7 protein-coding genes are annotated in these 13,049 nt (G+C 48.6%); 6 read left to right on the top strand and 1 reads right to left on the bottom strand.

Translation table 11 applies throughout. The annotated features are described in order from the left end of the window. Nucleotides 1-10 precede the first annotated feature (10 nt). Nucleotides 11-1,504: a RagB/SusD family nutrient uptake outer membrane protein gene (locus ABW391_RS08435; protein WP_353481407.1), complete on the top strand. Its 1,494-nt coding sequence runs from the start codon at nt 11-13 to the stop codon at nt 1,502-1,504. A 49-nt stretch (nt 1,505-1,553) separates the two neighbouring features. Here ABW391_RS08435 and ABW391_RS08430 read toward each other — a convergent pair whose 3' ends face one another. Continuing rightward, nucleotides 1,554-2,651 (bottom strand): DUF3298 and DUF4163 domain-containing protein, encoded by a 1,098-nt coding sequence (locus ABW391_RS08430; RefSeq protein ID WP_353481406.1) that lies wholly within the window; start codon nt 2,649-2,651, stop codon nt 1,554-1,556. A gap of 129 nt (nt 2,652-2,780) precedes the next feature. Here ABW391_RS08430 and ABW391_RS08425 point away from each other — a divergent pair, with 129 nt between their 5' ends. The 5 genes from ABW391_RS08425 (at nt 2,781) to ABW391_RS08405 (ending at nt 13,049) form a co-directional block, all read left to right on the top strand. After that, entirely contained in the window at nt 2,781-3,641 is an 861-nt protein-coding gene (locus ABW391_RS08425; protein WP_353481405.1) for an FKBP-type peptidyl-prolyl cis-trans isomerase, read from the top strand. A gap of 172 nt (nt 3,642-3,813) precedes the next feature. Continuing rightward, a complete protein-coding gene (locus tag ABW391_RS08420) occupies nt 3,814-4,296 on the top strand; it encodes a pyridoxamine 5'-phosphate oxidase family protein (RefSeq protein WP_353481404.1) in 483 nt (160 codons plus the stop codon). A gap of 197 nt (nt 4,297-4,493) precedes the next feature. After that, nucleotides 4,494-8,264, top strand: a complete 3,771-nt coding sequence (locus ABW391_RS08415) for a ThuA domain-containing protein (RefSeq protein WP_353481403.1) — start codon at nt 4,494-4,496, stop codon at nt 8,262-8,264. 159 nt (nt 8,265-8,423) lie between these two features. After that, nucleotides 8,424-9,953 (top strand): flavin monoamine oxidase family protein, encoded by a 1,530-nt coding sequence (locus ABW391_RS08410; RefSeq protein WP_353481402.1) that lies wholly within the window; start codon nt 8,424-8,426, stop codon nt 9,951-9,953. Between the two features lie 18 nt (nt 9,954-9,971). After that, nucleotides 9,972-13,049, top strand: a complete 3,078-nt coding sequence (locus ABW391_RS08405; RefSeq protein WP_353481401.1) for a SusC/RagA family TonB-linked outer membrane protein — start codon at nt 9,972-9,974, stop codon at nt 13,047-13,049.

Genomic DNA, 13,049 nt, shown 5'->3' with positions numbered 1-13,049 from the left:
AACTCGAATCATGCGCAATCAAGACCTTTTTCGGATAACGGCAAGCGTGATGCTGGTTTTCATGCTCGGCAATTCCTGCCAAAACGGGAATTTTCTGGATGTAAAGCCTCAGGGCGTCATCAACGCCAACAACTATTTTCAGACCAAAGATCACGGCGTTTGGGCGGTAAATGCGGTCTACAATTCCTTGCGGGATTGGAACCTGACCTCTTTCCCGTGGTTGGCCATGACTGATATCGTTAGCGACGATGCGGTCAAAGGCAGTTTTCCTGCCGATGCCCAACGCCTGACGGCTTTTGATGATTTCACCTGGGATCCCGGATTTCCTGAAGACACCCGTGGCTCCTGGCGGGGCCATTACCAGGGCATTTTCCGCGCCAATGTGGCGATTGATGGCATTCCAAAAATTCCGTTAATGGATGAAACGTTGCGCAAGCGCTTGATTGGCGAAGCCAAGTTCCTGCGGGCTTATTTCTACTTCAACCTGGTGCGCTGGTTTGGCGATTTGCCGTTGATTACGCGGCCACTTACCCAAGCGGAGTTTTACACCCAAACGCGGGCTTCTAGTGGCGAAATTTACAAGCTCATCGCGAGCGACCTTACTGAGGCCATCGCCAATTTGCCCGAAAAATCAGCTTATGCCCCCGAAGATTTGGGAAGGGCAACCAAGGGTTCTGCGCGTGGTCTTTTAGCAAAGGTTTACTTGACGGTGAAAGATTACCCCAATGCCGAAAAATTCGCCTTGGAAGTCATCAATTCCAAGGAATATGCCCTACTAGCTGACTTCAGCAAAATCTTTTTGCCAGAAGGCGAAAACTCCAGTGAGTCGGTTTTTGAAGTACAAGCTACCGCCTTGGAAGCATCTTATGCCGGTGCAACGCCCTGGAACATGGTTCAAGGCGTACGCGGAACACCCAACCTGGGCTGGGGCTTCAATCTGCCTTCGGACGACCTGGTTAAAGCGTTTGAATTTGGTGATCCTCGCCGCGATGCCACGGTATTGTTGGTTGGCGAAGCACTTCCCGACGGTTCAGCAGTAATTGAAGACAATCTACAAATTGACAACGAGCGCTACAACCAAAAAGCTTGGACCCCGTCTCATGCGCTTTTGCAAGACAATGGGCCCAGCAATATCCGCATGTTGCGCTATGCAGATGTATTGCTTATTGCTGCCGAGGCTTTGAATGAAAATGGCAAGGCACAACAAGCCCTCCCCTACCTGAACGCCGTGCGTGCACGCGCTCGGGGTACACGCAAGAACATCCTGCCCGACGTAACCGTAACCGACAAAGACGCCCTGCGCCAACGCATCTGGCAAGAACGCCGCGTAGAATTGGCCATGGAACAACAGCGTTGGTTTGATTTACTGCGCACGGGGCAAGCGGAAGCAAAAATGAAAGCCCTGGGCAAAAAATTCATCAAAGGGCGGCACGAATTGTTCCCGATCCCTCAAACGGAGATCGACTTGAGTGGTGGAAATGTGAAGCAGAATCAGGGGTATTAACAATTTTTGGGTTCACACAATTTGAAATGAATTGTGTGAACCCAAATACTTACTTCAAAACCCCTTTCAACTCCGCAAACGGCACAAAAATCCTTTGTTCTCCTTGCGCATAAGACGCAATTTCATAAGGCGTGTAATTGAAGCAGATGCCTTTTCCTGTCACGAAAAAATTCCCGTTGGGTTCTACCTTGTCCACAAACAGCACCTCATCCAACTTTTTTACGCCGTATTTTTTCCTGGCAGCTGCATTGAGCGCATCTGTCAAAGTCTTTTCATAACCTGGTTTAAAAAGGTCTTCGAGCGTGATTTTCTTTTGTTTGGTCAAATCAAAAGAAGCACAGGAGGAGCCGTAATTGCCGTGGGCGCCACCACTGTAGCTGTAATCCACTACGGCAATGCTCAACAGGTTGTCTTGATTGAACAGGACATCCATGCTCTTTTCGGATTCATAATTCAAAAAGCTAGGGTTGAAATCCGAATCTTCGCCAATTTGAGCTTTAGCTTCTTCCAGATAGGAATCAAAGAAGGGCTTTTGCTCCTGAATATAAGCATTCTCAATGGTTTTGTAAACCTGAGCCAGCGAATCGCCTACCACTTCACCCAAGAGCACGAATCGTAACCAATCCTGCTTAGGTTTCACGAATTCGTAGCGGAAAGTTGCTTTGGGAGAGTCTTTCAGCTTTTCATCTGCTTTTTTGGAAACTTCTACCCGCACCGTGGTAAACTTCAAGCTGCCTTCCGGATAAGAAAAATCAAGCGCAAAGGGCAATTCTTTCCCTTCCTTGCTCGTAAAGGTTCCGGTGAAAGAACCATCGGTTAATTTGCCCTTAAACTCGCCAACTTTATCATCGGGGGTTCCCATTTCATCCAGGATCAAAAGGTCTTGGCCAGTAGTATCGCTTATGGTGTAAATACCAATGGGTTCCTGGATGTCATCTATGGTATAACTTCCATTGTACCAAGGCTTTCCATCGTAATCTTGATCCTGAATAAGGTTCATGTGTAGGGGCGCATCACCAAGTTTGCCCACCAAATGCAGGTATCCAAATGCTTTGGCATCTGGCAATTTTTCTTTGGAGTTTGTTTCTTTGGGCTTACAAGCCATAACAGTTGAAAGTACCAACAGACAGATAATTGTGTTTTTCATAAAAGCTAATTTAACCGTTTAACAGATGTACGACCAAAATAAAGGAATAATTGCCTTATTTTTCGCCCCAAATGAATAGTTGTTGAGTACAACAGACCCTATTTGGGTTTTTGATTAAAACAAAGCACGATGAGACAAAGAATTTTAAGCTTTTTTCTACTCCTGGGTTTGATCCTAACCAGTGCCTGCGTCAATCTGAATTCCAAAGAGGAAGACCGATTGAACGATCAGATTGCGACCATTGAGAAGTACGTGAGTGACAAGGGGCTTAAAGCAACGAAGGATGCTTCAGGTCTATTTTACGCCAGTACGGTAGAAGGCACAGGAAGATCCATTCGTTTCGATTCAACCCGATTAGTGACCTTTAACTATAGAGGGTACTTTCTGGACGGTACAGAATTTGACAAATCAGAAGTGGGTAAACCTATTACCGCTCCTTTGCTTAACCTGATTCCAGGATTTCAGATTGGCATTGGCAAGATGAAAAAAGGAGGCAAAGCCACCATTATTATTCCTTCTTCTCTGGCCTACGGAAATACTGCTCAAAACGGAATTCCGGCCAATTCCATTCTTGTTTTCGACATTGAATTGGTAGATTTTGGCACCCAGGAAGAATACGATGACGCAACGATTCAGAAATACCTGAAAGACAACAACCTGAAAGCCGACAAGCATTCCTCAGGCATGTACTATGTGATCGTTGAACCAGGAACTGGCGACAACCCAAGTTCCAGCTCTACCGTTACCGTAAAATACAAGGGTTACTTGACCGACAAAAAAGTGTTTGACCAAACCAAAGTGGATGAAACCAGACAGTTTGCTTTATCCAATTTGATTGAAGGCTGGAAAATTGCAATTCCACTCTTGAAAAAAGGAGGCAAGGGCATCTTTTTATTGCCTTCAAAATTGGGCTATGGCAGCACAGGGAGTCAGGGTGGCGTACCTGCCAATACCGTGATTATTTTTGATATTGAGTTGGTGAGTTTTTAGGATACCTCCGCAGTATACGTTTAAAATTTCGCCATCTTCAAAACTGTGAGATGGCGAAATTTTTATGCAAAAATATGTTTCTTGCTTTCCCAAAAATTTCCGGAAATGTTTCCTAAGCTAACCTTCCCCAAAACCAATACCCCCCTACCTTGTTTCCTCCAAAAACACCCTCATGCCTTCACCCATCAACTCTGAAAATTGGCCAATCATCCGCCAAAACTTCCGCCACGGTTTTGCTACCAACCTGCACGTTTCCATTGCAACAGTGGATGCCGAGGGGCAACCCAACGTCACGCCCATCGGTTCGTTCTTTCTCAATCGGGACGATTTTTCGGGATTTTACTTTGAAATTTTCACCCAAAACATCCCCCGCAATGCCGGAACCAACCCCAAAGTGTGCATCATGGCCGTGAATAGCGGAAAGTGGTACTGGCTGAGCAGCCTGTTTTTCGGCAAGTTCAGAACGCCACCAATGACCAAAATCTATGGCACAATCGGTGAACGCAGAGTACCCACCCCAGCCGAAATAGAACGGGGAAACCGGAGACTCGGTCGCATGAAAGCCCTGCCTGGAGGCAAAAAATTGTTCGGCAATATGGGCTTTGTACGGGACTTGCATTTTCATGCTTTCGAAGTAGCGAAAATACCGATGTGAGGGATTTGAACAAGACTCCAAAGTAAAAAACCATAATCAACAATTCTAAATCATTCCACCCCACAAAGTCAACCCAACCATCCAATTATTTTCCCCATCCGTCGAATTCCCTCTGTCAGAATTTTGTAAAAACCTGCCAATTCCTTATCATTGTGTAATTTTAACACAATGAACTTTTGATTTCTTAAACCTACATCATGCACCCAACTATATTGTCCTTCTTCCAACGGACAACTGCACTTTTGATGCTGTTGCTTATCGGAGGGTTTCTTTTTGCACAAACACCACGTATTTTGGTGTTTAGCAAAACAACTGTATATCGCCACTCTTCCATCGATCCTGGCAAAACTGCCCTCATCAAGATGGGCCAAAGCAAAGGCTTTGCCGTAGACACCACCGAAAATTCCGCCAAATTCAACGAAGCGAACCTGAAGCAATATGCTGCGGTAGTGTTTCTTTGTACCACTGGTGACGTACTCGACGCAACTCAGCAAAATGCTTTTGAGCGCTACATCCAGGCGGGTGGTGGCTACGTAGGCATCCACTCGGCCACCGATACCGAATACGACTGGCCCTGGTACGGCAAATTAGCTGGCGGGTACTTTACCAGTCACCCCAGCACGCCCAGCAACGTCCAAAAAGGAATTTTCCACGTGGAGGACAAGACTCATGCTTCAACCTCATTCCTGCCCGATCCTTGGGAGCGCACCGATGAATTTTACGATTTCCGCGACATCAACCCGGAAGCTAAAGTTTTGGTTAGCATCGATGAAAAATCTTACTCGGGTGCCAAAATGGGCTCATCCAAGCACCCCATGAGCTGGTACCACGATTATGACGGTGGTCGTGCTTTTTACACCGCAATGGGCCACACCAACGAGAGTTTTTCTGAAGACCTGTTCCTGCGCCACCTGAGCGAAGGATTAAAATACGCCATAGGCACCAAACCACTGGATTATTCCAAGGTACACTCCAAGATGATGCCAGAAGAAAACCGCTTCACCAAAGTTGTATTGGAAGAAAAACTAGAAGAACCCGTCGAACTGACCATGCTCGACAACAACCGGGTGCTGTTCATCCAGCGTAGAGGTACAGTGAAACTGTACGACCCTAAAGTCGGCAAATCTAAAACCATTGCCACTATTCCGGTGAGCACCAAATACCTGCCCGATGCCAAAGGCAACCAGGCCGAGGCAGAAGATGGCCTTTTGGGTCTGGCTAAGGATCCTAACTTTGCTCAAAACCACTGGATTTACTTGTATTACTCCCCTGCCGGAAACGAACCCAAAAACATCCTGACCCGCTACGAATTGCGCGGCGAGGAATTGGTGATGGATTCTAAAAAAGTACTGCTGGAAATCCCCGTTCAACGCGATCAATGTTGCCACACCGGCGGATCTATTGCTTTTGATGCCAAAGGCAATCTCTTCCTTTCCACCGGCGACAATACCAATCCGCACGGCTCAGACGGGATGAACCCTATCGACGAGCGTCCAGGACGTGGCCCTTGGGATGCCCAGAAATCTTCTGGCAATACCAATGACCTCCGGGGCAAAATCATCCGCATCAAGCCACAGCCAGATGGTACGTATACCATTCCAGAAGGCAACCTGTTTGCGCCTGGAACACCCAAAACGCGCCCAGAGATCTATACCATGGGCCACCGCAACCCTTACCGCATTTCCGTTGACCCAAAGACTGGATTCGTGTACTGGGGCGATGTTGGTCCTGACGGCAACAAGCCTCTGGAAAACCGCGGTCCTGAGGGATTTGACGAGGTTGGACAGGCGCGTAAAGCGGGCAACTTTGGTTGGCCTTACTTCATTGGCGACAACAAACCTTACTACTACTACGATTTTGAGGCGAAAAAATCAGGGCCACTTTACGATGTAAATGCGCCCATCAACAAATCGCCCAACAATACCGGTTTGACTCAATTGCCACCCGCTCAAAAAGCTTTTGTGTGGTATCCTTATGCCGAATCCAAAGACTTCCCACTGCTAGGAACTGGTGGCAGAAATGCCATGGCCGGCCCTGTTTATTACGCCAGCGATTTCAAAAATGCCAAGCGGGCATTCCCGGATTATTACGACGGTAAATTCCTGGAGTACGAATGGATGCGCGGCTGGATCATGGCCGTTACTATGGACAAAGAAGGCAATTTTGTGTCAATGGAACGCTTTATGCCCAGTCATAAATTCAGCAATCCGATCGACATGGAATTCAATTCCGATGGCGATTTGTACATGCTGGAATACGGTACAGGCTGGTTTCAAGGCAACGACGATGCACGCCTGATCCGCATCGAATACAATGGCGGCAACCGCAAACCAGTAGTCGAAGTAGTGGCAGACAAACCTGCTGGCGCAAAACCATTGACCGTTCAGCTTTCTTCCGCAGGTACCAAAGATTACGACAGCGATCCACTTACCTATGAGTGGAAAGTAGCCCTCAAAGCAGGTGGCGGCACTCCATTGCTGTTCAAAGAAGCCAACCCTAAGCTGACCCTCAAAACAGCTGGGGTTTACACTGCAACCTTGACGGTAAAAGACGGCAAAGGGGAAAGCGCAACCCGCTCGCTGGACTTGGTTGTGGGCAACGAACCACCGAAACTCGATTTCACCTTGACCAAAGGAAACAAGACTTTCTTTTTCCCCAATAAGGACATCGCCTACAACGTAGCTGTAACCGACAAAGAAGACGGAAGCATTGCCAATGGTAAGATTGATCCAACCGAAGTGGCGGTAAGCATCGATTACTTGCCCGAAGGCTACGACAAAGTAGCCATTGCACAAGGCCACCGCAGCGCCGACCAGAACAGCCGTTTTGCCCGCGCCATCAAATTGATTGACGGTACCGATTGCAAAGCTTGCCACAAAAGTGCCGAAAAATCTATCGGCCCAAGCTTCCGCGATATTGCCTTGCGTTACCGCGGTCAGGCCGATGCAGTTGGCGTTTTGGCTACTCGGGTCATCAACGGCAGCAGCGGAATTTGGGGACAAACGGCCATGGCTGCCCACCCTGCCCTGAGCAAAGACGACGCAGAAGTGATCGTACGCTACATCCTGCGCCACGAAGACGCTTCTGCTGTGCCACTGAGCTTGCCCGCTGAAGGTACTTTTACTACTACGGTTCCATCTCGTGGAGACAAAGGAGTGGGGGTATACATCCTGCGCGCTGCCTACAAAGACCATGGCGTAAAAGGCTTACCCGCCTTGAGTTCTGAGCAAACCTACGTACTGCGCAACCCCAATGTGGACATGGCAGATATCGACGACATGAAAGGGGTGATGAAAATGAAATTTGGCGGCAATAACCTGGCCATCGTGCAAGAAAGCGGCGCTCATGTAGGTTTTAAACAAGTTGACCTGACCGGAATCGTCGAAATTAGCGTGCGCGCCTCTGCTCCAGTGCAAATGAACGCTGCCGGAGGATTCATCGAAATTCACCTGGACAGTCCAACGGGTGCCTTGTTGGGAACTTCAACGAACATTGGAACAGGCGAAGCGTCAAGCTCTGGATTTGCTCCCCCCCCACCATTGGCCGTTAAGATTACGCCGACTAGCGGAGTTCACGACTTGTACTTGGTAGCCAAAAACCCTAAAGCAGAAGTGGGGAAAGCCTTGTTTGTAATTCTGGGGTTGAGTTACAATGCGGAACTCACTCCTGCTGCTGCAACCAAAACCATTGCGGCACCTGCTGCGGGCAATGCACTGGATCAGTATGCTGGCAAATACAAAATGACTGGCTTGCCGTTCGAAAACATCGAAATCAGTGTAAAAGAAGGCAAACTACAGATTACCGCGGGCGATCAATCTGGGGAAATTACCGCTTTGCCAGAACCGGACAAGTTTGATGCGGCTGGACAAGCTACCATTCAGTTTGTACGAGACACCCAGGGTAAAGTAACCCAGGTCAAGCTTATCGCCTCAGGCTTTAGTTTTGATGGACAAAAAATCATGCCATAAGGAATTTGATATTTGTTGAAAAATAGGTTGCAGGGTTGCAAAGGTGAGTTTCACTTTTGCAACCCTTTTTCAATTTTATTTCCCTTGAGAAAAAAGATTTTATATTTTTAGTGGCAGAGGGCATTTGACACAATATCTCTATTACACTAACTGCCGTAAATGAAACCACACCTGACCAAAATGCTTCAGCGCAGCTTTAGCAATGCTTTACGCCGTGCCGACCCTGAATACTACCACCTTCGCAGATCATTCATGCGACAATTCGCAGGCTTGTCTGCCGGAGTGTTCATGGGGCAATCGCTACTGCCAGCTTCTCTGTCCAAATCCAAAACCATCATTGTAGGCGCTGGTATTGCGGGGCTGAGTGCAGCCCATCATTTGAAAAAAGCAGGTATCAATGCCCCCATTTACGAAGCATCCAACCGCTACGGCGGGCGCATGATGACGCTGCGCAATTTTTTTGGCCCCGGCCTGACCACCGAAGTGGGCGGTGAATTCATCGATGCCAATCATACCGACATGCTGGATCTGGCCAAAGCTTACCATCTGGACATATACGACCTCCGCAAAGACGATTCTCAATTGCAGGAATCCCTCTATTTTGATGGTTACAACCGCAGCGACGAAGAGCTGACCGAAGCCATTCGTCCCTTTATTCCCAAATTTCGGGCAAGTCTAGAGCAATTGCCCCAGGATCTGGAGCAGCTTTCCTACCGTGATTGCGCAAGCTGGAAAGACATTGACCAATTGTCCATTCCCGAATACCTCGACAGCATTGGCATGCAGGGATGGCTGAAAAAATTTTACCACAGCAACATGTCGGGGTACTACACCATGGATGCATCGGAGCAGTCGGCGATTAATTTGTTTTTGTTACTGGGATTGCCAGAGCCAGGGGAGGAACCCGCAGAGCAGGAAGATTTGACCGAAATCTTCAAAATCCAGGGGGGCAGTCAGGCGCTGACCGATGCCATGGGCAAAACAATGGAAGCTCAAATCAGCCTGGGTTACGCCTTAACCGAAATCATCAAACACCCCAAAGGCAAGTATTCCGCAGTGTTTGAACACCTGGGAAAATTCAAAACCGTTCAGGCAGATCAACTGATCCTCACTCTACCCTTCACCAAATTGCGGGAAGTAAAAACCACGGGATTCAGCTGGACGCCAGCCAAAGGCCAATGCATTCGAGAATTGGGCTACGGCAATGGCGGTAAAATCTTGTTTGGCCTCAACGAGCGGATCTGGCGCAAGCACGGCTCACACGGTGGTTTCAATACCGATTTTCCAGCATACAGCGGTTGGGACAGCAGTCGCTTGCAAGCGGGCGATTTGGCCAGCCTCACTGTATTCGGCGGCGGCAATATCGGGCATGATGCGGCACAGTTGAGCATGGAGGAAATCCGGGAAAAATACCTGCCCGGCCTTGAAACCCTCTGGCCCGGCTTCAAAGCAGCGACCAATGGCAAACTGCACAAATTCTCCTGGGAAACCTACCTGTTCAATCTGGGATCCTACACGGCTTATAAAACGGGGCAATGGTCGGCGTTTGGGGGCGTGGAGAAAGAACCCGAGGGCAATATCTACTTTGCTGGTGAGCATTGCAGTGTGATTTTTCAGGGGTATATGAATGGGGGCGCGTACTCAGGTCGGGTTGCAGCGGAGCAAGTCGTCCAGAAATTGAAGAATTAATACTGAAATACCACAAATATGCAAAAACAGCGACTTAAGAATGTACTCCTCTGGATTTGGGCCTTCATTCCTTTTGGTTTGTTGAGCGCCCAAACCACCATCAAAGGGAAAGTAAGCGACACCAACCAAGAACCACTGATTGGCGCTACCATTTTGATTAAAGGAACCACCAAAGGAACAGTAACCGACTTTAGCGGCGATTTTTCCATGGAAGTTCGCCCCAATACCACACTCGAAGTGTCCTATACCGGATTTAAACAACTAGAGGTAGTAGTTGGGAACCAAACCCAACTGGACATCACCCTGGAGGCAGAAAATCAACGCCTCGATGAAGTGGTAGTGGTGGGTTATGGCTCTCAACGCAAAAGTCAGATCACTGGCGCCATTTCATCCATCAATGCCAGCGAGATCAAGGATCAGCCCGTATCCAATTTGGCCAATAGCATGCAAGGGCGCGTAGCCGGACTCAATGTGATGAGTACCTCGGGAACTCCCGGGGCAGGGCTTTTGGTCAACGTGCGGGGCAACAATGCTCCTTTGTATGTCGTGGACGGCATTCCCTTACTCAGCGAGAACAACTCGGCACTGTCTACCTCCTTCAACCTGCAAGGACAAAACGTGGGCTCGGGCCAGTCCCTCAGTTCTATTTCCGACATTAACCCCAACGACATCGAGTCCATTGAAGTACTAAAAGATGCTTCTGCCGCGTCGATTTATGGTGCCAGAGCGGCCAATGGGGTCATTCTGGTGACCACTAAACGCGGCAAAAAAGGCGCACAAGAGGCCAATTTCAATGTATACACCGGGCTGCAAAGCATTGCTCGCCCAATTGAATTTATGAATTCTGGCGAAATGGTCGATTTGATCGAAGAAGCCCGCAAAAACGATCTGGCTGTTTATGAGCGAGATCCCAATGCCTTTGGTGCCGATTTTGATCCCTCAGTTTTGACCGATCCTTTGGAAAACTTTGACCTTTCAACCGGTCAAAATACCAACTGGCTCGATGAGGTTTCGCGCACTGCCCCCATCCGCAACTACGAACTGTCTTTCCGGGCGGGCAATGACAAAACCCGCTATTTCACCAGTTTGGGCTATTTTGATCAGCAAGGGGTGATCATTGAAAACTTTTACAAGCGCTTCAATTTTCGCCTCAACCTGGACCAGACCATCAACAGTCGGTTCAATGTGGGTGTAACCCTCAATACCTCGGTGACCCGCAACCGCCGCAGTTTCAACGACAATACCTATACCGGCATCATCACCAATGCACTGGGTGCCTCCCCCCTGATGCCTGTATATGAAGACGACGGTACCTATGCAAGCTTTGAAGATTATCAGGCCAACTGGCTGTCCGACAATCCGGTAAAATCTGCCAAAGAAATCCGTGCCTTCACGAATGGATTCCGCGCCCTGGGTACCATTTATGGAGAGTACAAACTCAGCAGCAAACTGAGCCTGCGCACTGCCTGGTCGGGAGATGTCAGTTTCATGTTCGACAATCAGTTCAAATCCCCGCTTACCGCCGATGCAGAAGCGTTTGGGGGAGAAGCGTTTGAGGGCAATTTTCGCAACACGACCTGGCTGAATGAAAACACCCTCAATTACACCCATGCTACTGGAAAGAGTACCTTCAGCGTGCTGGGTGGCGTTACCCTGCAACGTACCCTGATTGAACGCGCGGGTGCTACTGGCCAAGGTTTTCCTCCCGGAAAACTGGAGCGCTTGTCGAGTGCGGCCAACATCATTCGGGCAACTTCAGAAGGGACTTCCTTCTCGATTCTATCGTTTTTGAGTCGAATCAATTACGACTATAAAAACCGTTTCTTGTTTACCCTCACCGCTCGGGCCGATGGTTCGTCCCGCTTTTCCAAAGACAACCGGTTTGGCTTTTTTCCATCGGGTGCTGTGGCTTGGCGCATGACCAGTGAAAAGTTTTTCAACGGGCTTAAACAAGTCTTCAGTGATTTGAAAGTACGGGTAAGCTACGGGCTGACTGGTGACCAGGAAATTGGCGATTTTGAAAACGTTACCTTTTATACCGCATCTCGGTACGCCGGGCGAGCAGGCATTCAATTGCGTAATTTGGCCGACCCGAAATTGAGCTGGCAAACCAACCGCATGTTCAACCTGGGACTGGATTACGAAATCAATGGTGGGCGTTTCAATGGATCAGTTGAGTTTTTCAATTCCGTTAAATCTCGCCTTTTAAGTCAGGACATCATCCCTGCTACCACTGGTTTCTCTACCGTTACCCGCAACGGCGGCGAAGTACAAAACCTGGGACTGGAGTTCAACCTCAACGCGGCAGTGCTGCGTTCAGAAAAACTGCGCTGGAACATCAATTTCAATACCACCTGGATTCACAACGAGATCAAAAGCCTGACCAGCGACGGCGTATACCTCAATGCTTATGACGATCTCGAAGCTACCCATATCCTGCAAGTTGGCCAACCCTTGGGGTCTTTCATCGGTTTGCGCTATACTGGTGTAGACCCACAAACTGGAGATGTGCAGTTTGAAGATACCAATGGTGATGGCATCATCGACTACGACGATGCTCAAATCATCGGTAAAGCCATGCCCGATTTATTCGGAGGTCTGACCAATACCTTCAACTTTGGTCGTTTCGATCTGAGTATTTTCACGCGCTTTTCGGTAGGCAACAAGGTGTACAACCTCATTCGGGGTACAACTGAAAACCTGGGTTGGAGCAACGACGGAGGCCTGAGCTCCATTTACGCCAACAATACCACCAATGTGCGCAACCGCTGGCGCAAACCTGGTGATCAAGCCGAATACGGACGTGCCTCTTTCATCAACTTGAATTTGGCGCTGAATTCTTCGCAAATGGTAGAAGATGGCGCTTTTGTCAAGGTCCAAAACGTGAATTTGGGCTACACTTTCCCTAAAGTTGGCAAATTCAAAGGCCTGCGGGTGTATGCAGAAGGCCAAAACCTGCTGATTTTCTCCAAATACAAAGGTTTTGATCCCGAAGTTTCTTCCAATGGAGGTCTGGCCGATCGCACCGCAGGAGTCGACTATGGTGCCTATCCATCCGCCCGTACCATTTTGCTGGGCGCCAATTTGAAGTTTTGA

This window comes from Haliscomenobacter sp. (assembly GCF_040403615.1).
GTDB lineage: Bacteria > Bacteroidota > Bacteroidia > Chitinophagales > Saprospiraceae > Haliscomenobacter.
This window is presented reverse-complemented; position numbering and strand designations above follow the sequence as displayed.